20 protein-coding genes and 1 pseudogene are annotated in these 25067 nt (G+C 39.7%); 12 read left to right on the top strand and 9 right to left on the bottom strand.

The genetic code is table 11. From position 1 onward, the window contains the following. Positions 1 to 430: 430 nt before the first annotated feature. Positions 431 to 718: a hypothetical protein gene (locus HWX04_RS01980; RefSeq protein WP_175868564.1), complete on the bottom strand. Its 288-nt coding sequence runs from the start codon at positions 716 to 718 to the stop codon at positions 431 to 433. Positions 719 to 1595: 877 nt separating this feature from the next. Between HWX04_RS01980 and ispG the strand changes: the two genes are divergently transcribed. The 3 genes from ispG to HWX04_RS08940 all read left to right on the top strand — a co-directional run bounded on the left by ispG (position 1596) and on the right by HWX04_RS08940 (position 4485). After that, on the top strand, positions 1596 to 2837 hold the full coding sequence (ispG, locus tag HWX04_RS01975) for a flavodoxin-dependent (E)-4-hydroxy-3-methylbut-2-enyl-diphosphate synthase (RefSeq protein WP_175868563.1): 1242 nt from the start codon (positions 1596 to 1598) through the stop codon (positions 2835 to 2837). 785 nt (positions 2838 to 3622) lie between these two features. Continuing rightward, positions 3623 to 3916, top strand: a complete 294-nt coding sequence (locus tag HWX04_RS08945; RefSeq protein WP_246257315.1) for a hypothetical protein — start codon at positions 3623 to 3625, stop codon at positions 3914 to 3916. Further along, positions 3823 to 4485: a hypothetical protein gene (locus HWX04_RS08940; protein ID WP_439330024.1), complete on the top strand. Its 663-nt coding sequence runs from the start codon at positions 3823 to 3825 to the stop codon at positions 4483 to 4485. Before HWX04_RS08945 ends, HWX04_RS08940 begins: the two co-directional genes overlap by 94 nt. Positions 4486 to 4955: 470 nt before the next feature. On the opposite strand, the gene HWX04_RS01965 is transcribed toward HWX04_RS08940, so the two are convergent. Continuing rightward, on the bottom strand, positions 4956 to 5858 hold the full coding sequence (locus HWX04_RS01965; protein WP_175868562.1) for a polyprenyl synthetase family protein: 903 nt from the start codon (positions 5856 to 5858) through the stop codon (positions 4956 to 4958). A 370-nt stretch (positions 5859 to 6228) separates the two neighbouring features. Between HWX04_RS01965 and rpmF the strand changes: the two genes are divergently transcribed. After that, on the top strand, positions 6229 to 6408 hold the full coding sequence (gene rpmF / locus HWX04_RS01960) for a 50S ribosomal protein L32 (RefSeq protein ID WP_005774555.1): 180 nt from the start codon (positions 6229 to 6231) through the stop codon (positions 6406 to 6408). Between the two features lie 1108 nt (positions 6409 to 7516). Here the strand turns inward: rpmF and HWX04_RS01955 are convergent. The 3 genes from HWX04_RS01955 to HWX04_RS01945 form a co-directional block, all read right to left on the bottom strand. Further along, positions 7517 to 8101, bottom strand: coding sequence for a CarD family transcriptional regulator (locus tag HWX04_RS01955; protein ID WP_175868561.1), 585 nt, complete (start codon positions 8099 to 8101; stop codon positions 7517 to 7519). Between the two features lie 302 nt (positions 8102 to 8403). Further along, positions 8404 to 8745, bottom strand: a complete 342-nt coding sequence (fdxA, locus tag HWX04_RS01950) for a ferredoxin FdxA (protein WP_175868560.1) — start codon at positions 8743 to 8745, stop codon at positions 8404 to 8406. Between the two features lie 21 nt (positions 8746 to 8766). Further along, a complete protein-coding gene (locus HWX04_RS01945) occupies positions 8767 to 10347 on the bottom strand; it encodes a hypothetical protein (RefSeq protein ID WP_246257310.1) in 1581 nt (526 codons plus the stop codon). Positions 10348 to 10927: 580 nt separating this feature from the next. On the opposite strand from HWX04_RS01945, the gene HWX04_RS01940 reads away from it, so the two are divergent. After that, positions 10928 to 11839 carry an RNA polymerase factor sigma-32 gene (locus HWX04_RS01940; RefSeq protein ID WP_175868558.1) on the top strand — a complete coding sequence of 304 codons (912 nt, stop codon included), beginning with the start codon at positions 10928 to 10930 and terminating at the stop codon, positions 11837 to 11839. A gap of 333 nt (positions 11840 to 12172) precedes the next feature. Here the strand turns inward: HWX04_RS01940 and HWX04_RS01935 are convergent, their stop codons facing one another. Next, positions 12173 to 13735, bottom strand: a complete 1563-nt coding sequence (locus HWX04_RS01935; protein WP_175868557.1) for a M48 family metalloprotease — start codon at positions 13733 to 13735, stop codon at positions 12173 to 12175. A 146-nt stretch (positions 13736 to 13881) separates the two neighbouring features. Between HWX04_RS01935 and HWX04_RS01930 the strand changes: the two genes are divergently transcribed. The 4 genes from HWX04_RS01930 (at position 13882) to HWX04_RS01915 (ending at position 17990) form a co-directional block, all read left to right on the top strand. Then, positions 13882 to 14517, top strand: coding sequence for a thiamine diphosphokinase (locus HWX04_RS01930; RefSeq protein WP_175868556.1), 636 nt, complete (start codon positions 13882 to 13884; stop codon positions 14515 to 14517). A gap of 103 nt (positions 14518 to 14620) precedes the next feature. Further along, positions 14621 to 15007, top strand: coding sequence for a YMGG-like glycine zipper-containing protein (locus HWX04_RS01925; protein ID WP_175868555.1), 387 nt, complete (start codon positions 14621 to 14623; stop codon positions 15005 to 15007). Beyond that, entirely contained in the window at positions 15007 to 16872 is a 1866-nt protein-coding gene (locus HWX04_RS01920) for an ABC-F family ATP-binding cassette domain-containing protein (RefSeq protein ID WP_175868582.1), read from the top strand. Before HWX04_RS01925 ends, HWX04_RS01920 begins: the two co-directional genes overlap by 1 nt. A 554-nt stretch (positions 16873 to 17426) precedes the next feature. Then, complete coding sequence (locus tag HWX04_RS01915) at positions 17427 to 17990, top strand: GNAT family N-acetyltransferase (protein ID WP_175868581.1); 564 nt, start codon at positions 17427 to 17429, stop codon at positions 17988 to 17990. Between the two features lie 544 nt (positions 17991 to 18534). On the opposite strand, the gene HWX04_RS01910 is transcribed toward HWX04_RS01915, so the two are convergent. Next, entirely contained in the window at positions 18535 to 18795 is a 261-nt protein-coding gene (locus tag HWX04_RS01910) for a DUF2312 domain-containing protein (protein WP_039760779.1), read from the bottom strand. A 262-nt stretch (positions 18796 to 19057) separates the two neighbouring features. On the opposite strand from HWX04_RS01910, the gene HWX04_RS01905 reads away from it, so the two are divergent. Continuing rightward, positions 19058 to 19546 carry a DUF1036 domain-containing protein gene (locus HWX04_RS01905; protein WP_175868554.1) on the top strand — a complete coding sequence of 163 codons (489 nt, stop codon included), beginning with the start codon at positions 19058 to 19060 and terminating at the stop codon, positions 19544 to 19546. Continuing rightward, positions 19543 to 20978, top strand: a pseudogene (pyk, locus tag HWX04_RS01900) (pyruvate kinase). Before HWX04_RS01905 ends, pyk begins: the two are co-directional and overlap by 4 nt. Before the next feature lie 884 nt (positions 20979 to 21862). Here pyk and HWX04_RS01895 read toward each other — a convergent pair. Together HWX04_RS01895 and HWX04_RS01890 are read right to left on the bottom strand one after the other, a co-directional pair. Beyond that, positions 21863 to 22240 (bottom strand): cell division protein ZapA, encoded by a 378-nt coding sequence (locus HWX04_RS01895; RefSeq protein WP_175868553.1) that lies wholly within the window; start codon positions 22238 to 22240, stop codon positions 21863 to 21865. A 28-nt stretch (positions 22241 to 22268) separates the two neighbouring features. Then, positions 22269 to 22544 carry a DUF4164 domain-containing protein gene (locus tag HWX04_RS01890; RefSeq protein WP_175868552.1) on the bottom strand — a complete coding sequence of 92 codons (276 nt, stop codon included), beginning with the start codon at positions 22542 to 22544 and terminating at the stop codon, positions 22269 to 22271. A gap of 339 nt (positions 22545 to 22883) precedes the next feature. Between HWX04_RS01890 and tkt the strand changes: the two genes are divergently transcribed. Next, a complete protein-coding gene (gene tkt, locus HWX04_RS01885; protein WP_175868551.1) occupies positions 22884 to 24890 on the top strand; it encodes a transketolase in 2007 nt (668 codons plus the stop codon). Positions 24891 to 25067: the final 177 nt, after the last annotated feature.

Here is a 25067-nt window from a genome sequence, read left to right as displayed (position 1 = left end):
TATACTATTTTCTTATAGTAAGTGGGTGTTCACTTTAGAAGATTTCGTTTGGTTTATGATGATCTATCTTTTAAAGCTCTTCAAGTTCTTATTTGTCGTGGTGTAAAGTAATGTTCTAAAGAACATTAAAGCGCATGTCTCTTTAATCAATTCCATTTTTTTTGAAATAACTCAGTCAAGGGGGGCGAGGATAGATGGAATACGTAAAAGCTTGTCTGTCGTTTCTCACAACACTATTCTTTAAGGTGCGGTGATGTGAAGCGCATGCGTGGATGATCCTGCTCGATAAAAAGCTGAATGATAGATTGATGGGGGAAAATTGATCCTTTGGGGAGCCTAAAGTGAGGGGGAGGGTATCAAGTATTGTGTTTAATTCACGATAAGAAAATGCCCGCTTTGAGACGGGCATTAAAGGGGAAAGTTGTTAGTGTTAGTAATTTTTGCGTATGAGTAAGACGCTTGCTAAAACTAATCCTGCTGCTAATGCGAAGGTTTTTTTAGGGTTTTCTTTCGCTTTTTTCTTTAATTCTGTCACATGTTCGTTCAGGTAATAAAGTGCGTGACGTCCCTTTTGTTTCCACGTGTTAAACAGCTCAGAAATGTTTTCAAAGCTATCATTGTGAGAACTCCAACGATTTATGGGGACCAGCTCTCTTTTTAATTGTGCAATGCGTTTTTTAATTTTAGCATTTTTGGCATTGGTTGAAAATAGACACATCTGTTGACTCCTTCATGTGTTAAATTGTTGCATGATAGTTGGAATTGTGTTTGGCGTTTTGCTATAACGGCTTAAAAATTGAAAGGTTGCATTGATTGTGTGGCTTGGATGGGTTACGTTGCTTGGGGATGAGATGAAAATTAAGCGTTTGGGTTTAATGAGGCATTTTTGAATAGTCTCGCTTATATTTCATGATGGGGGGAAGGATATAAGGTAAAATCCCCTGCAAAGAATAATTTCTCGTGAGGGGTATTAAGCTCGTTGCTTCATTTTCTTATGCTTGTTTCAAAGTGTTGCGAGCGCTGTTGGAGAGAGTTTCTCAAGCATTTTTATTTTTTATCTCTATGGTTACTTTTAGGTGTGTAAGGGACATGGCTTTGATTAATGATGAACAGATTTGAAATGAAAGAAGCTGACGATGTTTAGGTTTTCTATTCAAATGTGTAAAAAAGAGATTATTATAAATTAATATGTTGACTGAATTGGGTGGTATATTCTGTATATTTTTTTAATATTTTTTAAAATGGTGCTTTGATAAGCGTTATCTGTTGTGTTGTAAAATATTGTTCCTCGATGACGTTGATGTAAGCTATAGTATGCCACTTAAAAATACAGTTTTGTCCCTGTCTGATTTCAGTTTCTTTTTAAAGCAACCAAGTGTAAAAGGATGAACTTGACCAGGAGCGGTAGGACTTATCTGGGGCATCTGTGAAATGAATTTCACTTATGAACTTGAATGGCAACAAGGGTTGACAGGTGAAACTTAAAGCAATCTGTTAAAATTGGTGAGCAATGTGTCATTTTCGTCTTTTGAGGCGCAGAGGAGGTCAATATAAATGATGATTTATAGTGCAGGTTTTAAAAATTTGAGGATTTGATGAGCACGACTTATTCTTTGTCGAAACCTCTTGAGCGTCGTCGCTCTGTCGGTGTTGCTGTTGGTGATGTGATGGTTGGGGGGCAGAGCCCGATTGTTGTACAGTCAATGACCAATACAGATACCGCTGATGTTGATGCAACTGTTGCTCAAGTGGCTGCTCTTTGGCAGGCTGGTTCACAATTGGTTCGAATTACGGTTGATCGCGATGAAGCAGCGGCAGCTGTACCAAAAATACGTGAGCGATTGGAGCGATTGGGCTTTTTTGTACCATTGGTAGGAGATTTTCATTATATTGGTCATAAGCTTTTATCAAAACATTCTGCTTGTGCACAGGCACTGGCAAAATATCGGATTAATCCTGGAAATGTGGGTTTTGGTGCAAAGAAGGATCGCCAGTTTGCAGAAATTATCGAGATTGCTTGCCAATATGGGAAAGCTATTCGCATTGGTGTGAATTGGGGCTCTCTTGATAATGCATTGTTGACACAGCTTATGAATGAAAACGCGAGACAAGAAAGTCCCTTATCTGTTGTTGAAGTGATGCGGGAAACGGTTGTGCAGTCGGCTTTGCTTTCGGCTGTTTTCGCTGAAGAACTTGGATTGGGGCGTGATAAAATTATTCTTTCTGCTAAAGTGAGTGATGTTCAAGATCTTATTGCGGTCTATACCTCCTTGGCAGAGCGTTGTGATTATGCGCTTCATTTGGGATTAACGGAAGCAGGGATGGGAACGAAGGGGGTTGTGGCTTCTTCGGTGGCTTTGGGCATTTTATTACAGCAAGGGATTGGCGATACGATACGAATTTCTTTAACGCCTGAACCGGGTGGTGACCGAACACGAGAAGTAAAAGTGGGGCAAGAACTTTTGCAGGTGATGGGGTTTCAGCAATTTTTGCCTGTTGTTGCTGCTTGTCCTGGATGCGGTCGCACAACCTCGACAGTGTTTCAGCAATTGGCACAAAAAATTGAAGCAGATTTACACAAAAATATGCCTATTTGGCGTGAAAAATATCCAGGGGTTGAAAGTTTAAAGGTTGCTGTGATGGGCTGTATCGTCAATGGACCGGGAGAATCAAAACATGCGGATATTGGTATTTCATTGCCTGGAGTGGGCGAAAGTCCAGCGGCACCTGTTTTTATTGAGGGACAAAAGGTAAAAACTTTGCGTGGTGATCACATTGCGGAAGAATTTGAAGGGCTTTTGAGTGATTATATTCATCAACGCTTTGGGCAAGGTTAAAAAATTGCACAGGGTTGAAGGGCAGCGGGTGCATTGTTTTAAAGAGAGCTATTTCCTGAGAGCGTTTATGAATGGTATAATGGTAAAGTTCTCGCGAAGTGTATAAAAATTATAGAGCTTCCTTCATCTTTTAAGTTTAATAAAAGAGCGCAAGCCGGCAAGTATCACACACTTGGGCATGTTCTCATACAGTTTTTTAAATATTTGAGATGGTATATAAGAGGCATTTTAGTCTTTACTTGTAAAATTTTTACTCATAGGCACACTTCTGTGCTTGTGATAGGAAAGTTAAGTGATTTTAATTGATGCATCTATGAGAGGGGTAGGATGCTCATTCGATATGCAAAACAATGAATACTTTTTATAAATCAATGTAGTGTTGTTATACGCGGTTTTGGCTACGATGAAAGCTATTGGGTCGCTTATGATCTCAAGAAAAATCAGTTGTTATGCATATTATCAGAAGCCTATGATCGATATCGATGCATTTGAGTTTATTAAGACTATTAAGTGAAATTATATGAAGACTTTGATAGACCCGTAAATGTTGTTGCTGGCTCGTTGGCGGTGCTTGAAGCATTGAAATATTTAACGAATTTTGACAAATATTCAATTATAGAAAAACATGATTTATTTATTCTTCCGGCAGTTTTAGGCATTTTCCAGATATGGGTAGGACTGGAGATCCTTATAGCGGTTATTGTTCTATTTGTCGTAAATTGTAAGCTTTTATATTGATATAAATGATGTATACAGGTGCCTTTTTGGCGCTATTGGGGGAATGAATGACAAGTATATTAGCCTTTGGCTTTTTATTTAACGGTATAAGAATTTTAACAGGCGCTTTTATTGTCTTTTATATGCTTGAAAAAGGCTTAACGCTTATTGATATCGGGATTATTAAGTCATTTCAGGCTTTTATTATGATGGTTACAGATATTATTTTGCCGATCGAAAAAGTTATAAAATACCCATCGTTTTGGCGGTGGCTTTTGCAGCCACATGGCTGTTTCTCATGGGCTTTTCTACAAGCTTTTATGGTTTTCTTTTGGCAGAAACTTTTAATGCAGTATCGCTGACATTGATTGCGGGGGCTTATAATGCTTTACTTGTTCAATATGCAAAAGCAAAAGTGACATCGACTAAACAAGTGTTGGGATTAAGTTCTCAATATAATTACATTGGTATGTTTGTCTTTAGTTTAATCGGCGCCTATTTTGCCGATTATTCTAGCCAATATATATGGTATATCGCGGTATTTATAATGTTGATGACAACATGCTTTGGTTTGTTTTTTCTTGATGACCTTAAAGGACAGAGAAAACTAAGCCATAGAAATTCTGTTCAGGCAAATTCTCTTATTTGTGAAGCTAAAGAGATGGTCTCTATTTTTGTTAAAGTTCTTTATATCTCTTTATGCTTTTATTTTTCATTGATTTTTTTCAATATCTTTTCGCAATATTGGCAGTGGATCTTTAAAGATCATCATATTCATGTCACTTATTTTGATCTTTGTGTGACATTTTCGTTGATATTACTCTCTCAGCTCCTCGCTAGTTTTTTCTTTACAAAACTAAGCGAGAAAATAAATTTTGTTTTATTGCTGTTTCTTTCAGCATCACTGATTTTTACAATGGCTTTCTTTTAACTAAGAAAAGAAATTGCTGTCATTTTAGTGTGTGTGATTTCTTATCTCATTAAGTATATCTATCTTCGTGTGGAAGTTATTCTGCATGATTGTATTAGCGATTATTTTCGCGCGACATATGAGTCTTTCTTGTCAACTGTTGGAAGACTGAGTCTCTTGGTGTTTTTTTACATGAGTGCATCTATGGTCTATAGGTTTGGCTTTTTCTCACTCGTTTATATTTTTGCTCTTTATTTATTGATTTACTTGTTGGCAGTATTTTTTTTAGAAGAAACTCTCAAAAAAGCTCAGTGAGAAGAGTAACGTATTATTATGTGTGTTTTATAAATTTATGCGCTTGTTTTAATGTACCCCTTCTTAAGGCTTGTCACATGCATTGAATGAGGGGACCAATGGTAAGGTTTTAAAAAAATCGCTTAAACACTTAACAAAGATGATAATGTACGATATGTACAATAGGGCAGATGACGTTAATTTTGACGTGTTGCACTAAAGCGAGCAGCTTGTTGGAGAGGGAGTGCTTTGGCTCCAAAAGGGTGTAAGAGGGCTTCTGCTTTTGTGATGAGTGCATCTCGCTTTTTTTGGGTTTCTTCAATGCCATAAAGGCGAACAAAAGTTGCCTTTTGTGCCGTTTCATCTTTCCCAGCTGTTTTGCCTAGGGTTTGCGTGTTGGCAGTAACATCAAGAAGATCATCGGTTAATTGAAAGGCTAAACCAAGATAGGTTCCAAAAGCCGACAACTTTGTTGATAATTCTTCTGATGCATTGCCAATGATGGCACCCGCTTGGCAAGCAAAGCTTATCAGGGCCGCTGTTTTCATGCGTTGTAGTATGATGATGTCAGTACTTTCTTGCGTTTTTTTTTCAGCTTCAAGATCCAACATTTGTCCCCCTAGCATACCACCAAGTCCGGCTGATTGTGCAAGAGCTGTGATCAATTTTATTCTGATGTCCGCAGATAGTGCATTGGCTTTATGAGCAATGATTTCAAAGGCAAATGTCAAGAGAGCATTGCCGGCTAGAATGGCTGTTGCTTCATCAAATGCTATGTGGACGGTGGGTTTTCCGCGCCGGAGGATATCATTATCCATGGCGGGAAGATCATCATGAATGAGCGAATAACAGTGAACACATTCTAAGGCACATGCAATATTAAGAGAATGTTCTACAGGGATATCAAAAAGTGCCGCACTTTGAATCACAAAAAAAGGACGCAGGCGTTTTCCACCGTTTAGCACCCCATAGCGCATGGCTTTGATTAAATTTTCAGGGCGTGAAATTTCCCCATTTTGGATCTGATCACTTAAAAGTCTGCTTAGGCGTTTTTCAACGGTGTGTCCGTGTTTTGCAAGAAGGGTGGTAAATTCATGCATTCTTGCTTCCTTTGTTTTTTCTTGCTTTCATCAATTGGCTTAGGTTTTTATTAAAAATCAATTTCTCTTTATTATGCGCATCTCTACTGTATGCGCAAATCCCTTTTAAAGCCAAATAAAAAATTGAATAAAAATGTTTTCATTGGTGTATAAAATCCACAAATTTGTGGTACTTTTGCTATTCATTTGGTTCGTGTGATATCATTTTTGATAAAAGCAAGGTCATTTTTGCTAAGAGGAGGAGCATTTTGACATTGCCTCTTCTTTTTTATCCGTGTATAATATCTTCAAATTTTATGGTGTTTTTAAATAAAGCATTGTCATTTTTGACATTGCTTTTTCTGTTTTAATGGATTTGGAGTGTCTTTTTATGGCTGTACCTAAACGAAAAACCTCTCCAGCGAAGAGGGGCATGCGCCGTTCGGCTGATGCTCTGAAGGCGCCGACTTATATCGAGGATAAAAATTCTGGTGAATTGCGCCGCCCTCATCACATTGATTTGAAAACGGGAATGTATCGTGGACGTTCCGTTTTAGTGGTTAAGGACTGAGCATTTTCTCTTTAAGGTGGCTGTTGAGGTGCTATTGCGTCGCCTCTCATGCCATTGATTTGAAAATGGGCCATTGATTTGAAAACGGGAATGTATCGTGGACATTCCATTTGAGGGATTAAGGCTTTAGCATTTTAGCTCTTTGTCTCTGCTGGTAAGTTTCCTTTGATTTATTGGTGAATGCGTGTTCTTGAGCCGTGCATTTTCTGCTTTTCCTGAAATAGAGGATAATGTTTTGCTATAGAAACATGTTTCTATTGTGGAGGGGGGGCTTATTTTTTTGAGAGACAATAAAAGAATTGCTTGTGTGCAATGTCTTTTAAAGAATGGAGATGACGGTTTATTTCATGCTTTTTTCTTGTTCTTTTATGAGATCATAACCGTCATGTAAAATAAAATGCCCCAAATGAAATATACTTGTGTTGTACGTTCACGCGTTTTTTAAAAAGGGCTTCTTTCAACCTGCTCTTAAGCGCATTTTGCAACGGTTCTTTGTGAAGAGTATAACTGTAACACCCTCATGAAATAATATAAAATTTATTTCTCCTCTCTTTAAATTTCATAAAAGTGCACGCCAACACTGTCATACATTTTGTCAGCTCGTTGGGGGGCAAAGTCTTTAGCTCTTGAAAGGGCTCATAAGAGACATGTCTTTTTTGTAAAGTTTTTACTCACATGACTTTCCCGCTTGTAACGAGTAAATGAGGGGTTTTAATTGATTCCAACATGGAAGAGGTTGAGAATGGAAAAATATTTCGCTATTCAGGGTTTTAATACAATATGAAAAAATGATAAATTATCTTTATAAATCAATGTTTTGAATTACATATGACATTTAAGAAAGCCATTTTAGGAGGGTAATGTGAGAGGATCTTCCTGTATTCAGATTTATGATTTCAGTTAAAAAATGATGTATGATGATGATTAATCAATGAGCTCGCTATGAATTAATGTGCATGAGGCGCTGGTAGGTGGAATTGGTCAAAAAGTTAGAGTGTTTATTGGTTCTTCAAGAAACTTTCTCCTTGAGAGTGCAGAGGATGATAAAAAAATAAAACCAGCAAAGAGCTGGTTTTATCAAAATATCCTGTTGCTATGAAAGAGTGTATTATGCAGCGTAGACAGTTTTGCTACTCTCAGCTGTTTCTTCTCTCTCAGTTTTAAATTCGCGTTTCGTCTTGTTGGAGAGATGCATCTCGATGAGATTAATCGCTTCTGTTTCAGAAAGGCTATTAATAACCGCAATTTCCCGAGCCATTCTTTCAAGAGCAGCAGTATAAAGTTGACGCTCAGAGTAGGATTGTTCGGGCTGTAGGTTAGAGCGAAAAAGATCACGAACCACTTCAGCGATACAAATAAGATCTCCTGAGTTGATTTTAGTATCATATTCTTGAGCACGGCGTGACCACATGGTCCGTTTAACGCGTGCTTTTCCACTTAAGACTTTTAAAGCACGTTCGACGGAATCACCAGCAGATAATTTACGCATTCCAACGGAAAGGGCTTTTGCAATGGGGACTTTGACATCCATTTTATCTTTCGCAAAATGAATGACGAAAAGTTTCAATTTATGTCCTGCAACTTCTTGATCTTCAATCGCTATAATTTGTCCTACACCATGCGTGGGGTAGACGATGTATTCAGAGGTTGCAAATTCTTTAGTCTTGGGGGACGTTCCATGTTGGGATGCCATAATTTTAGTTTACTCCCTTATGATCAACAAATGCATCGGAAAACAGGTTATAAACCTGAGGGTTGAGTTTTCTTTAACCAAGTATTGTCCCAATTAAGTGAGCATAAAAGCCGAGTACTTTTAAATCCAAAAAAAATACATTGCTTTACTAAAAAAAGCAAAGAAAAATACTTAGAAAGATGATCATATTAGAACACATTAACATCAAACTTCAAAAGAATCAATCATTTCGCTTGAGGTTTTTTTTATTTCTACAAGAGAAGTCTTTCAATTGTTAAAGAAGAGCATTGTACATTATATCATTACTCTTCTCCACCTCCTGGATTTTCTGAAAAATACTTTTCTAATTTGTTTGGAACACCATCCATTTCTTTAGCTTGAGGAAGAGGCTCTTTTTGGGTCGTCAGATTAGGCCATTTGTTTGCATAATGAAGATTAAGTTCTAACCACTGTTCTAGTCCTGGTTCTGTATCTGGTATAATGGCTTCTGCTGGGCATTCTGGCACACAAACACCGCAATCGATGCATTCATCAGGGTGAATGACCAACATATTTTCACCTTCATAAAAACAATCAACAGGACAAACTTCAACGCAATCCGTATATTTGCAATGAATGCAGTTGTCGGTTACTACGTGGGTCAAGATCAAACTCCATTTGTTACTTTAATGCTCTTTAGAGGAAAGTATGTGAGTGTTTTTATGATTGGTGAGTTGATCGCGTAGCACAGCTAATTTTGCAAAAGGTGAATCAGGGTTAAGAGGCTTTTCTTTTTGAAAAGGTTTATAATTCATACGCTTGTCTTGGGATTTATGGAACTTATGAGAACGTTTTGTTTGTGAGGATAATTCTTGAGGAGAGTTTTCATTTGCATTGTCCCCTTTTTTTACAGCGTTCTTCGGTTTATTTTTCCACTTATGTCCAGATTTATCACGTTTTTTTTGTGTGTGGTGGTGAAATTGGTGCCTATAATGCCATAATAAAATAACTTTGTCTTCCGCGAGAGCGGGAGTGGGTTTGGCAAAATTTCCAACCGGTTCAGCGGTTGGTAATCGATTGGTTTTATGGGGATATTTTTCCGTACAAGAGAATAAAGTATTCAAGGATGAGATCTTTTTTTCTTTTTGTGTTGTTTCTAAAATATTGATTGTTTGCCATAGACTGCCAACACATTCTGCTGGTCGGTCCTCTCGTGTTATCTCCTTGACAGGAAAAGAGCTTTGGTGTGCAAGAAGATTTTGTTCAAAAACAGTATTGCTTATGCTGTATGATTGGTAGCCAAGTCCTTTGAGGATTTCTTCCATATCATTGCCATTGGCCCCAAGAATGGACATCATGGCTGGGGTCACAAAAAAACTTTTGCCGTCATAGGCGCCATCGGGTTTTGGATCACTTCCTTGTTTCCAATGAAGAGTGGGGCGGATAAGATTGGCAAGACGTTCTAAAATGTCAATGCGTACGGCACGTTGTCCTAAGATTCGGTACCCAGCTAATTGATAAAATTGGCGGTTATAGGTAGGGTCAACAATCAAAGAGGTTCGACCAGCAGATAACGCTGTCAAAATTTCACCCAAACCCGTTTGGTCTTGTCCCGCATTTTGAAGGTTCCATAAAAGGGTAATGGCTTGAACCGGAGCCGGTTTAAGCATGCCTGCAACATAGATATGAAAAGCACCAAAACGCACACCTAAACGCCGAAGCACAGCACGTGATTCTTGCGCAAGGTTTTTGACAAGGTCTAAAACTTCGCGGCGGGGTAAAACCCCTAAAGAGTTAACCAGTTTTAAGGCAAGACTGTTGGTTGAATCTGTTAAATTATCGGCATTGCGCAAATCAAATAAAGGCTTTAAAGCCGTTTCAAAATGAAAGGTTACAAAGCGCCCTAATCGCTTTACGACGTTGTCACGGGATTCCCCTGTGAGGTGTGTGTCTGCTAAAACAATCAGTTTGGGTTTGAAAAAATCTTCTGTCGCAACAAGTTGTCCCACAGGTTGACCAATCCACCGCACAATGCCATCAGAACTGAGGGTAAAATCGCCATTTTCACAAGCACAAAAACGTGTTGCGCGTTTGGAAAACGCAAGAATCAAATTTTCATTCTCTATTGAGCAATGCTTTTCAACTGTTTGATCCGTATTATTTGGGGTGGCATAAAAACGAAAACCTTCAAATTTACCCCTTCCGTATTTTTCAATGAGAATATCATCCTGAAGAATCTCATTCTGTTGAACAATCTTGCTATCCATGATCATTATTCTTTCTCAGTGCGACACTGGTAAAAAGCCTTTTGCGACAACTCCATAATGCTACCCTTTCTTTAACACGTTTGTTGCGCTTGCTTCAATCACTCTTGTTGTTTTTTGATGTTTCTTTTTGCATCTTTAAAATTTAGATGCTTCTTTTTTATTCAGTTTTTATTCAGTTAGGATATTTTATATTTGTAGATTACATTCATTGGTTGTAATGTAAAGCTGAAAGCATAAATAGATTTTCTAAAATTCAAAAGGAAATGGAATCGTCATCAAAAAAACAGCATGTGTTTTGTCTGAATCATTTTATTTTTTTTGCTGTTTTGTCATGAAAAGTGAAGAGAAAGTTTTTTTTCAAACATTTCATAGGCTGGAAGGTATATTGTAAGGGCATTTTGCAGGTGAAATTATGTCTTATGACAAAAAGTTTTACCATAACACTAAAAAAACAATTGCGATTATAAAATTACGCGTTAAAGTAGTATAATCAGAAAAAACAACTTTTGCGTTCTTTTAAGGAAGAACAATGATGTCGTTGCCAAATCAATTTTGATAATTTTAATCGCAAGGGGTTATTATGGGTAATCTTTCAAATGCTGTTTATAAAAGCAGCAAAAATTATAGCGATGCAGACAAAAGCTTAGGACGTAATATGATGCGTTCTGCTATGCAAGCACCTTATCTTGAACGACAAAAAGAGCATGATTTGGCTCTGCGGTGGAAAGATAAACGCGATGATGAGGCTATGCATCAAATTGCCGCAGCTCATATGCGTTTGGTGATTGCTATTGCGAACCGCTTTAAACGTTTCAAAATGCCCTTAGGGGATTTGGTACAAGAAGGATATGTAGGACTGTTGGAAGCTGCTGCTCGTTTTGAACCTGATCGGGAAGTGCGTTTTTCAACCTATGCAACATGGTGGATACGGGCTTCTATTCAAGATTATATTTTGCGAAATTGGTCAATCGTTCGAGGAGGAACCAGTTCTTCTCAAAAAGCACTTTTCTTTAATCTGCGGCGTTTGCGTGCAAAACTGGTGCAAGATGATAGCGCTTTGTCAAAACAGGATATTTTTCGCACAATCGCTGAAAAACTCGGTGTTTCCGTACGCGATGTTGAAACAATGGATTTTCGTTTTTCCAGTTCGGATAATTCCTTGAGCGTTTCTGTTTCTGAAAACAGTGATAATCCCATTGCGAAGATGGATGTTTTGGTCGATGAGAATCCACTTCCTGATGCTTTAATTGAGCAAGTGATTGATGGTCAACGGCGTACGCAATGGCTTTACGATGCGTTGCAAATTCTCAACGAACGGGAGTTGGAAATTATTCGCTTTCGTCGCTTAAATGAAGAGGGGGCTACTTTAGAAGTTTTGGGTGAAAAATTAGGAATTTCGAAAGAACGTGTGCGCCAAATTGAAGCACGGGCTTTGCAGAAATTGCGTTCTGCTCTCCTTACGGTTCATTCAGAAGATGCTTATGATATATAAGCTGAGAAAGGCTTTTGAGGGGGGGGATAGGTGCGCGGGGAGGTGTAGGGCGTGATGAGGCTCGGGTTGAGGGTTAGCTCACTTTATCAAGCAATACGCTTCCTTGTGGGCCACATTGAGCCATCTTTATGCACAGAGGAAGATTGGAGAGTGCGGTTCGCTTAAGAAGGTCTGTGTAGAAATTGCGTTTTGCTCTCCTTGACACGTTCATTCAGAAGATCTTCATGATTATAAGTTGAGAAAGGCTTTTGAGGGGGATAGGTGCGCGGGGAGGTGTGGGGCGTGATTAAAGTGAGACAAAGAATCAAGACTGCAGCAGATAAAAAAGGAGCCTTATTCGGTGATAATTTTCACTTTTGTACCGGCGCGTAAAGTTTGAGTTGGTGAGAGGGCGTTGAGAATACGAAAGAGTTTTTCTTTATCTGGTGTATGTTGCATTTTATTGGCAAGATTTGCAACATTTTCTCCTTGTTTAACGCGGACAACACTGATTTTTAAGGGTTTCAATTTTTTTAACTCTAAAGTTGAAAGAGGGTGAAAGCTTTGTACCGTTTTTTGGGCAATTTCTGCAAAATTTTGAGAATTATGGGGGGATGCCGTTAGAAAACGAAAAATATGATTATTAAACAGAATGACAACCACATCAAATTGCCATTGCTCATGGATTGCATGGGCTTGCGCTCCAAGTAAATTCGGGCCTAGCTTTCCTTGATGAGGGAGCCCTTGAATTGTAAGGGGACGGATAGATGATGGGTCTAGCCCTATAATACATCCGCTTTTTAAATAATCACTTGCAGATATTCTCGCCGGGTGGGGAATGGCATCAAAACGAATGGCAATTTTATCGGGTCCGCTGGCCCAAACTGTTTGTGCTGAGTGTTCTATTGTAAAATTGTTGGGAACAGAAAAAACGATGCGCCATTGTGGATGAATAAATTCATTGCCTCGTACAAACCCAGTGTAAAAGTTTCCTCCAAAAGTCATGCCATCAATGTTTTTGAGAAAAGAATCACGATCCATCTTTCCACTGTTTTGTTTACTGATTTTACGGGCTTTTTCTCTCGCAAGTCGAATGCGTTGGGGGGTGGTTGGGTGAGAGGCTAGAAAGTCTAAGGAAGCATTTGGGGTGCCAGAAATATTCTGAAAAGCACTATAAGCTTCCATTGTTTGAAGAAAGCGTGGTAAAGCAAATGGATCATATCCTGCTTTTGGGAGCATTTCGAGAGCAAGGGAATCAGCTTCCAGCTCTTGATTGCGGGAAAATTGCGCGAGTTGTTGCTTGTTGTGTATGGGATGGTGAAGTTGTTTGCCCATAGAAGAAAAAAGACGTTGAGACATATGATTTTTCATCTTCAATTGGGCTTCTTTTTGCAGGCGTAAAATGCCATGATTGGCTCTGATATGTGCCATTTCATGGGCTAAGATTGCGGCAACTTCTGAAGAATCATTGGCGAGTGCCAGCATACCACGGGTAATGTAAATCGAGCCATTGGGGAGCGCAAATGCATTGACACTTCCTGAGTTTAAAATTGTGATACGATAGCTTTGATGTGAATGGTGAGATGCAATGGTTAGTTTCTGGATAATTTTTGCTAAAAAGCATTCAAGTTTTGTATTATGATAGGCGCCATTATACATTTGCAAAATACGGGGGTGTTGCAGAGCGCTTAATGTGACATAGATATTGTAATTGTCGGTACGTTTGATTGTTTCAGAAGAACTGGAAGAAAGCCTGTCATTTTGAGAAAGGGGGGTATGACAAGCTGGAAGGAGAAGCATTAAACTGATGAAAATTGCTTTATAAGGGAGAGAGCGAAAAAGAAAATTTCGTTGAAAAATGGCGTCTGTTGTATCGCGGGGCAAGTTGTTTGTACGGTATAATTGGGCAAATTTCATGTGTATCTTTGTATCGTCTGTGTTTTTTAAAGCAGCTTTAGGGATAAGGATTCGTTTGGCTATATCACGGTTATTGTTTATAAAAAATAACTCTCATGGATAAGGGGATGTGAGAGAAGAAGATTTTGTGAAAGGCAAAATAGAGCATGACAACATTTACGATATTGTTAAACGGAGATCTTTTTATCACTGATCGTTTGCTTAATCAAATTCAGAACAGTCGGGTGATTGCTGCGGATGGTGGTATGCGTCATGCGGGCGTGCTTAATGTGAAGCCTGAGTTGTGGTTAGGGGATTTCGATTCATCTGATCAGACTCTGATAGACGAATATAACCATATTCCACGTGAGGTTTTTCCCTCTGATAAAGATATGACAGATAGTGCTTTGGCTTGTGAAAAAGCGCTACAAAATGGTGCTAAAAAGCTGATTTTGTGCGGGGCTTTAGGAGGGGAGCGAAGTGATCATAGCCTTTCTCATATGACGCAAGCGTTGATGATGGCTGAGAAAGGCATTTCAGTGTTGTTGACAAGCGGTTTGGAAGAAGGTTGGCCGGTTGTGCCAAAACTTATGCCATATGATTTGCCTGAAGGATGTTTGTTTAGTCTTATCGGTTTTTCCGATTTACAAAGCTTAACACTTAAAGGGGTAAAATGGCCAATTTGTGACAAAAATGTGCCGTTTGGCTCTTCTTTAACACTTTCTAACCGTATTTGTGGAACCTTTTCTTGCCATTTAGGTTCTGGAAAAGCTATATTGCTAGCGTCTGTGCCTACTTCGTAAAGCTCTTCCAATATATTTTGAATAAGGCAGGGGGGGGCTTAGTGATTAAGGGCCGACATAAACGATATATTATGTATTGATCTTGAGAAGGAAAGGGTTTTATATGTTAAAATCAATTTTAAAAGTAGCCGTCGTTTCAGCGATTGGTTTCAGTTCGGTGGCTTGTACGACAAGTGATGAACGTGTTGCACGGTACGGTGTTGGGGGAGCAGCAATCGGTGCCTTGGCGGGAACAGCTATTGGGGGAAGCACCGCGGGAGCAGCGCTTACCGGTGCAGCATTTGGCGCTTTGGCTGGAACAGTAACAGGTGAGGCTGCAAATCAAAAAAGACAACAAAAACAAGCATCACAATTGTGCACATATCGCTCTCGTAGAGGACATGTTTACCACGCACCTTGTGCCCAAAGAGTCCCCGTAAAACAATTATGTACTTACAGTGATGGAAAAGGAATGATGTATCAAGCACCTTGTCCGCGCCACGTTCGTTAATGGCGGTGCCATTGCTGCGGCTTGACCGCATTTTCTTAAATGTGGGGACAACGCCTTTGCTCAACCAAGCATGTCTATCGGTTGAGCAGGGAGCACGTATTGCGCTGGTGGGGCGTAATGGTTGTGGAAAATCGACTCTGTTAAAAATTGCCGCAGGAATATTAGAACCTCATGGTGGCGAAATTTTTCGCCACCCTCGGGTAACACTTCGTTATGTCTCTCAAAATCCGGATTGTTCAGGTTTTGAAGATATTAACGCTTATATGGAAGCAGGGCTGGACGAGACATCTGATGTTCAGTGGATCAATATGCTTCGCACAAATTTAGGGTTTTTAGGGGCGGAAAAATTAGAAACCCTGTCAGGGGGTGAAAAGAGGCGTGTTTCATTGTTACGGGCCATTGCAGCAAAACCCGATATTTTGTTCTTAGATGAACCAACCAATCATCTTGATTTATCAACCATTGAATGGTTGGAAGGGGTTTTATCTTCTTTGCGTTCAGCGATTGTGGTGATTTCCCATGATCGGCGATTTTTAGAAAATGTTACGCGTTCAACGGTATGGCTGGATCGTGGCACAACAAAAAGACTGGAAAAGCGTTTTTCCGAATTTGAAAGTTGGCGTGATAAAGCGCTGGAAGAAGAAACACTCGAGCAGCATAAATTGGGGCGCCAAATTGCCCGTGAAGAGCAATGGTTGCGTTATGGCGTGAGCGCACGGCGTAAGCGTAATATACGCCGCTTGGGTGAATTAAAAAACTTAAGACAGCGTCATCAAAGCTATAAAGGGCAGCCTGGAAGTGCACTTTTGAGTGCTGCGAAAAGTCATGATTCTGGTCAATTGGTGCTCGAAGCAAAAAAAATTTCAAAATCTTATGGTGCGCGCGTTATTGTGAAAGATTTCTCTTTACGCATTCAGCGGGGTGATCGAATCGGTTTGGTAGGGCCCAATGGTATCGGAAAGACAACACTCCTTTCCGCATTGATTGGGAAAGAAGCTGTGGATAGTGGAACAGTCAGGCATGGCTATAACCTGTCTATGGCATTGCTTGATCAGCAACGTATTGTCAATGAAGAAGAAACTTTAGCGCATTATCTCACAGGGGGGCGGAGCGATACTCTCGTGATCAATGGGCAGGAACGGCATGTGGTTTCTTATATGAAAGACTTTTTATTTTTGCCAGAACAAATGCGTACCCCCCTTAAAGAATTTTCAGGGGGAGAAAGAGCACGTCTCATGTTGGCGCGTCTTCTTTCACGTTCTGCAAATTTTTTAATTCTTGATGAACCGACCAATGATTTGGATATGGAAACTTTGGATTTGTTGCAAGAGTTTATTGCTGATTTTGCGGGAACCGTGTTGTTGGTAAGCCATGACAGAGACTTTTTAGATCGTACTGTAACGCATATGTTGGCACCGGAGGGCGATGGTCATTGGGTTTTGTATGCGGGCGGCTATAGTGATATGATGGCGCAAAATAAGCAAGCTCTCCGCTTACAACGCAAAGAAATAGAATTATCGCACCGTAAAGCATCTTCAAAATCTTGTGCAGGGGGGGGCGGAAAATATGCCTCATCCACAGATCCTAGCTTGGATAGCGCAGGAGTGAAAAGAACACGAGGCAAATTGTCCTATAAGCAGGTTTATGCATTGGAAAAATTGCCTGAAGAAATCGCTGTTTTGCAAAATGAAATCAAAAAAATTGAACAAGAGCTCTCTGATCCAGCCCTTTATAGCAGGGATAAAGAGCGTTTTGAGCGTTTATCAACAGCGTTGGAAAAAAAGAAAAATACTTGCACACAAAAGCAAGAAGAATGGCTAGAACTTGAGATTTTACGCGAAGAAATAGAAGCGTGTTCACGTTAATGTCTCAGATTTTTCTATCTCAATTTTAAGAGATTTGTATTCTATCATCGCTTTATGGTGAGCGCGCTTGAGTGTATTGAAGAATGACGACAGTATCCTTGAGTTCATAGAGAGTAGATTTTTTAAAAACACACTTTTGACTGTGGCTCAAAGTCATAGTGCAGGTTCATGGATTTTTGAAGCGAGCTTTACTGTTTATGTTTGGCTTTTTTGCACAATTCTTGATAAGGAAAAAATTATTGTTGCGGTGCGTTTTTTCAAAATTTCATCTATGGAAGCATGCCAGTCTCATCACGCACTTTGCTCATTCTTAATGTTGCTATAGTCCTTGGCATTTGAGAGCATTCATAAAAGCATTCTGTTGTCTTTACTTTATACCCTTACCAACCACTCCCGCTTATAAAGGAACAAGAAGTGATTCTCATTGATTCTAACGTGAGAAGCATTTTGATGAGAAAAGCTTATTGTATTCCACGTTATGATGTAAGTTTAAAAATGATGATATGTCACGATAAATCAACGTATTATTATAACATTTCTAGGAGGAGAAAATGATGGCAATTAAAACAAAGCGAACAATTTTTACATTGATCGGTTTAGAAGATGTTGCTTCATTGTCTTCTTATTATCTCCGTAATGCGGATCATCTGCGTCCTTTTGAACCTGTAAGATCTGCTGATTACCACGTCCTAAAAGCTTGGGAAACACGCGCCAATGCATTTGCGGTTGAAAGTGCACAAGGACAAGCCTACCGATATGCTGTACGATTAAAAAATGAAAATACACTCATTGGGGTGGTGAATTTTACCAATGTGGTTCGTGGTGTTTTTCAAGCTTGCCATCTTGATTTTTCTTTGGATGAAAAACAACAAGGCAAAGGTCTCATGTTTGAGAGTTTATCAGCTCTCATACACCATATCTTTCATGTCTATCATTTGCATAGAGTGATGGCAAATTATAGACCTGATCACATAAAAAGCGGACTTTTATTAAAGCGCCTTCATTTTGAAAAAGAAGGCTATGCCAAAGATTATTTGATGATTTCGGGAAAATGGAGAGATCATATTCTAACCTCTCGAATGAATGAGCTTTATGAGCACATCAATAGATTTGAATAAAATTCTTTTAGGGGCTTTTTACCAGATGTATCAATAAGCTGAATTCTTCATTATCCTAAAAGACAAAGGATCCATCATCTCTCTTCTGTAAAGAGCTCAGACCCTTGTTTAGCGAATTTCTGCTGCTGCCCCCTTTGAAATGTTTTTTAGCCTAGATAGTGAATTGATTTATCAACATTCATTGATTTTCAATTTGAATAAGAGTCCTCAGAATACCGTACGATTTTCTCTATTTCACATCTATTTTTAAGGTGAAGCGTTCAAAACACCTTGCTTTGTATGCACAGTATGCACAAGTGCAGTTGGCTTAAAGGGGGGCCCATATGGATAAAAATCATTGAAGAATAAGACTAAAAATGCGCTTTTCATGAATCCTTTCAAAGATGAGGGCTGTTGCAATCTTATACATCCTGTGATCTGTTGTTTCGTCACAAGTTACATGAATTTTTTGTTATTGTGCACAAACTGCCCACGGTTGGCAGACTTTTTGCGTATTCACTTGTTTTTTCCATTTTCCATTCTCTTAAGAAAAATTTCATTGGCGTTAACTCATTCCAAGTGCATTTTTATAAAGCTCAATGATGGCTTCTTCTTCCATACGTTCATGCTCTTCTTTTTTACGCAAGCGTATAATGCTTCGAACAGCTTTGCTATCAAAACCAGAGCCTTTAAGTTCTGTGTATACATCTTTAATATCATCAGAAATGGTTTTTTTTTCTTCTTCTAGTCGTTCAATCCGTTCGATAAAAGAGCGTAATTGGTTGACGGATATAGCGTGGGTTTGATCGGTTACTGTATCATTCATTTGTTTTTCTCCAGGTTATATGTTTCAAGTTGTTTTTTTGACGACGAATTTTTGTTGCAAAAGCTTGAAAAATAAAAAATCAATCAAGCTACACAGTTTTTTTACAAATTGACTTTAAATATTTTGTAAAATTTTTAAAATATATGCATTGATAAAAGGGCTATAAAAAGAAAAATATAAAAATATGTGTTTTAGCCTTGAAAGGCTTTTAAAAAAGAGATGTATGATTTGTTTTGAGAATTAACATTATAGAGGAAGTCTTGTGATTTTGAAAAAACAATATTGGGCATTGAGGAAAGGATTAAAGGTTTTTCTCTTGGGCGTTTTGCTTTTGTTTCCCCTTGTTGTTTATGCAAAAGCTGACTTTAGGGTGTGTAATACAACCCAACAGTCTGTGGGGGTTGCTCTTGGATATCGTACGTTTTCAGGGTGGGTGAGCGAAGGCTGGTGGGTGGTTCCCGTGACAGAATGTAAAACCTTAATCGAAGGACCTCTTGCCTCGCGGTTTTATTATTTTTACGCGGAGGGGGCACAAAAAAAAGGAAGCTGGGCAGGCTCTGTAACCATGTGTGTACAAGATAGCCAATTTACCATTCAAGGGGTTCATGATTGTTTCCCTCGAGGATATCAAAAGGCTGAGTTTAAAGAAATTGATACCGGCAACCAAACTAGTTGGATGATCCAGTTGACGGATGATTCGTTGTTTAATAATTCCGTTGTTCCCTCTCTTTCAGGAAATTCTCCACCGTGAAACGGTCCCGTAAAGTAAAAATTATTGCGACTCTTGGTCCTTCTTCTTCTTCTCGTTTAATGATTGAGAAGCTTTTTAGGGCAGGAGCAGATGTTTTTCGCCTTAATATGAGTCATACAGATTGTGACGCAATGGGTGATTTGATCAAGTCTATACGGGAGGTTGAAAAAATCGTTCAACGGCCCATCGGTATTTTAGTGGATCTTCAGGGACCAAAACTGCGTGTTGGTCGTTTTGACAAAAGTTAAGAAGATTTGCGTGTCGGGCAAAGCTTTACGTTAGATCATCGCGATGTGGCTGGTGATGCACAGCGTGTTTTTTCCCTCATAAGGATGTATTTTTGGCGATTAAGCCAGGGGATCGGTTGTTAATTGATGAGGGAAAATTGGAATTGCGCGCTGAAGTTTGTGATGATCATTTTGTTCAATGTCGTGTTGTTGCAGGAACCCGTATTTCTGATCGAAAAGGGGTGAGTTTTCCGGATACAATTTTGCCTTTTGATGCGATGACCTCAAAAGATAAGGCTGATCTTCAGGCTCTGTTACAGCAGCCTGTTGATTGGGTTGCCCTTTCTTTTATTTAGCGTCCAGAAGATATTATAGCGGTGCGCCGGTTGACAAAAAGCAAGGTGTCTTTGATGGCTAAAATCGAAAAGCCTCAAGCCTTGGAATATATAGAGAAGATAATTGAAGTCTCTGATGGTATTATGATCGCACGGGGAGATCTTGGTGTGGAAATGCCTCTGGAAAGGGTGCCTACGCTTCAGATGGAGCTGATAAAAGTTTGTCGTTTAGCCGGAAAACCGGTGGTGGTGGCGACACAAATGCTCGAATCAATGATCACATCTCCTGTGCCAACGCGCGCAGAAGTATCGGATGTTGCTACAGCGGTTTATGCTGGAACAGATGCGGTGATGTTGTCGGCCGAATCTGCTTCTGGTCGTTATCTGGAGGAAGCTGTACTTATGATGGATCGAATTGCACGGCAAATTGAACAAGATCATACTTATGCCGCTCAGGTTGAAGCACAACATCCTGCACCAAAATCAACAGGGGCGGATGCAATTTCTCTTGTAGCGCGTCAGATTGCTGAAACACTTTCACTCGCCGCTATCGTTGCCTATACGGCTTCAGGAACAACGGGTGTGCGTGTTTCTCGTGAGCGTCCCAATAGACCGATTATTGCTTTATCGCCCATTGTGGAAACAGCACGACGTTTGGCACTCGTTTGGGGGCTTCATTGTGTGGTTGCTGAGGATGCGAAGAATTTAGAAGATATGGTTGATCGTGCAGCATCCATTGCCTTTCAGGAAGGCTTTTGCCAAGGGGGAGATCGCTTCCTTGTGACAGCCGGTGTTCCCCTTGGAACGCCTGGTGCAACAAATCTTTTGCGTATTGCTTCTGTCTCTCAAGATGGAACGAGGGGAATTTGATCCGTTGCCATATGGTCTTTTTTCATATGTCTTTGCATAGGCTTTAGGAACAATGAGTGTGCGTGTTTTTCGTGAGCGTCTCAATAGACCGATTATTGCTTTGATCTTTCCTTGTGGAAACAGTGCGATGTTTGAACATCGGGGTTTGGGGCGGGATGGGGTGATATTATAATTTTGTCTGTTGAATTGGGGAGGTGTCTTTCGTTTTGAAGATGTGGGGCTTACGTTACGGTGGGGGCTTTAATGGGAAAAATTCTTTTATATCATATTTTTAGATATATTTCGGATCGCTTTATTGATCTCTTACGAGTCAGACTATTCATTGATCATGAGAATTTATTCTTTTGCTGTTTGAATGAGAGCTTTAAAATTTTTCTCATTTTAAGCTTTTGTGAACGGATGAAATTTTTGCAAATAGAATTGAATAAAATTATGTGTTCTCAAAAGTCATGCTGCTATGGCATGAGAATAAAGTGACGGATAAATGTGTTTTAAAAAAATATGCTTTTGGTGTGTTGTTTTTATGTAAAAGCAGTTGGCTTTATGCGTTGTTTTGGAGCGATCATTGATATGATTTTTTTACAATGAGATTGGTTTTGGAATATTGGTTTTGCTCATTTGTTGTGTGAGAGCTCTCATTGGAAGCGTGCTGATATAAGGCAGCCTCTTTGATGTATAAAGTATTTGTGTGTCAGCAAAATATTCACGAAAAGACTTTTTGATCGAACTTTAAGTCAATTCTTTAGAGGGCCATGAGTGATCAGTCCCTGGAATCCTCTTGATAAGAAATCAGACTGTTATAGGGTGATGAGTTTAAGAATGTTTATCCTATGAGGCATAGAAGGTCAGTCAAATTGGTTTGCTGATTGCGCGATGATGTGTGTTTAGAAGTCTTCCTGTTCTTGAATGTTTTTACTGTTTTGATCATCTTTGAGCAATTGATTAGTGAGCTTTTCAATGCGTTGTGTGGTGTCACGCATAATTTGTTCCATGGTGCGGTCCTTTTCATTGTGGAGCCGTAAAAGTGCATCGTAGTCTTCTCGTAATTTTTTATTTTCTCGTTTTATTTCTTCCATTTCATCGATAATCATTATGCCGGCCATAACCGATAAACGATGATCGCCAATTTCCCCAAAATTTTTCTTTAAATGGGTGATATATTGATCTAATTGAGCTGCAAGCGCAATAAGATGACTTTCTTGTCCTTTATTACAAGCCATACGATAATTTTTACCATCAATGGTAACGGAAACTGTTTCCATACATTCAAACCTTTATCTATCTAAACTTTTATCTATCAATGACGACACGAATCGTTTCCATTGCTTTAATAAGACGTTTGGAAACTTCTTTGTTAACAGATTCTAAGCGTTCAATTTGGGCTTCAGCTTTGTCAAGCGCTTGGGCAAGATGGCTGCGATCAGCATTCATTCGTTGAATTTCTTCTTCCCATTCGTTATTTTTATCAATAATGGCGTTGCGATTTATTATGGTGATCTCTAAGGTTCTAAGTGCTTTTTCTAAGTGCTCTAGAGCATCTTGTAGAACCGTAGTCTCTTGGTTCATTGCTTTTGTCCTTTGGGTAATTGTATCCTTTATCAACGCATTATGCAAAAACGAATCACTTACATTCTTATAGTGTGTCTCTTTTATTTTTAAGTATGTAGGATATTTTAGCAAGCAAAGCAGGGGGGAGATATAAATTAAAAGCTGGATTTTTTGCTCATATTGGCATAAATGACATGGGATATACAGGATGCGTGAGGGGAATGTGTTATTAATGTTATTGAAGTGGTGACAAAAAGTTTCACGCTGATGGTTAAATAAAGAGTATTTCTTAAAGAACTTTAAGAGAATACGGAAAAAGCAATAGAATAACGTATTTAACGAAATGGTCGATCATTCATGACAAATACCCACCAACAAAATCAGATGGCCAATGCTATCCGTTTTCTTGCTATTGATGCGATTGAAAAAGCAAATTCTGGTCATCCGGGCTTGCCAATGGGTGCAGCCGATATTGCTACGGTTCTTTATACACAATTCCTCGCTCATGATCCTAAAAAACCTCGTTGGCCTAATCGTGATCGTTTTGTCTTATCAGCAGGACATGGATCTATGTTGCTTTATGCTCTGTTGTATCTTTCTGGTTATGAAGATATCTGTATTGAGGATCTCAAAAATTTTCGCCAATTAGGGGCAAAGCTTGCGGGGCATCCAGAATATGGGCATGCGGCAGGAATTGAAACAACGACGGGACCTCTGGGACAAGGGTTGGCGAATGCCGTGGGAATGGCAATTGCTGAGCGCTTACAAAATGCCCGTTTTGGTGATCTCATTCATCATTATACTTATGCGTTGGTTGGTGATGGATGCCTGATGGAAGGTATTTCTCAAGAAGCACTTTCCTTGGCTGGACATTTGAAACTCAATAAGCTTATTGTGTTGTGGGACGATAATAATATTTCTATCGATGGAGAAATTTCCCTTGCGGATAGTACAGATCAGATAGCCCGTTTTAAAGCATCTGGTTGGAATACACTCAAAGTGAATGGGCATGATCAAGCCGCCATTGCGCAAGCTATTGAAACAGCACAAAATTCTGATAAACCAACGCTGATTGCCTGTAAAACAACGATAGGCTTTGGTGCGCCCAATAAAGCGGGAAGCAATAAAGTTCATGGATCCCCTTTAGGAACACGGGAAATTGCTGAGACTCGTATCACCTTGGGGTGGGAGGCGGAGCCTTTCGTTATTCCAGCCGATATTCTCGATCGTTGGCGCTTGGCAGGGCTTAATGCTGCTAAAAGGCGACAAAAGTGGGAAGAAAAATTGGCTGATCTTCCTGTTTCAGAGCGGGTGGAATTTGAAAGGTTAATGCGTGGTGATCTGTTGGGTGGATTTGATGGCGCTGTGGATGCTTATAAGCAAAAACTTGTTGAAGAGCGCCCTGTGGTTGCTACGCGTAAAGCTTCGGAAATGGCTTTGGAAGTGATCAATGAGGTTGTTGTAGAGACCATTGGTGGCTCTGCTGATTTGACCGGCTCTAATAATACAAAAAGCAGCCAGATGAAAAGTATCTCGGCAGATGATTTTTCAGGGCGCTATCTCCATTATGGCATTCGTGAACATGCTATGGGCGCTATCATGAATGGGATAGCTCTCCACGGGGGCTTTATTCCTTATGGCGGAACATTTTTATGCTTTTCTGACTATATGCGTCCTGCCATGCGTTTGTCTTCTCTTATGGGGTTGCGGGTGGTTTATGTCATGACCCATGATTCTATTGGGCTTGGGGAAGATGGTCCGACCCATCAACCCGTGGAACATTTGGCTTGCTTGCGCGCTATGCCTAATCATCTTGTGTTTCGTCCTGCTGATGCTATGGAGACAGTCGAGTGTTGGCAATTGGCTTTGAAAGCACGCGGGACGCCTTCCACCTTGGCTTTGAGCAGACAAAATTTGCCGCTGCTGCGTCAAGAGTATGAAGAAGAAAATCTCTGTATGCTTGGTGCTTATGAATTGTTAACGGCCAGTGATGAGGCAAAAGTGACACTGTTTGCTTCTGGTTCAGAATTGCAAATTGCGGTTAAAGTACATGAAGTCTTAGAAGAAAAAGGTATCCCAACACGTGTGGTTTCTGTGCCTTGTTTTGAACTCTTTTCTCAACAGTCTTCCTCCTATCAACGGGCTCTTATTGGCGATGCGCCAATTAAAATTGCAATTGAAGCGGCTGTTGCCCAAGGATGGGACCGTTTTATTGGCTGCGATGGTGTGTTTATCGGTATGGAGGGCTTTGGGGCAAGTGGAACAATTGATGCCCTTTATGCGCATTTCGGTATTACTTGGGAAAATGTCGTGGCTACCGTTGAAAGAGAGCTGGAAAAGATCGAAGAGGAAAAGACAAAATGACAGCTTGTGTTTTCATGAGTGGGAGTGGTTGTAAGGCATCACATTCTGTGCAGCATTGTGGATAATGTTGTGCATTATTGTGGATAAATGAGTTATTGATCGAGATATTGACGTCTTGGGAATTCATGGTTTGGGATTAGAAAATGCCCATTTGTTGTGTTTTAAATGTTATGCTTT

It is taken from the genome of Bartonella gabonensis (assembly GCF_903679515.1).
Taxonomy (GTDB): Bacteria; Pseudomonadota; Alphaproteobacteria; order Rhizobiales; family Rhizobiaceae; genus Bartonella; species Bartonella gabonensis.
Note: the sequence above shows the minus strand (reverse complement) of the source record. Positions and strands in the feature narration are given on the sequence as shown.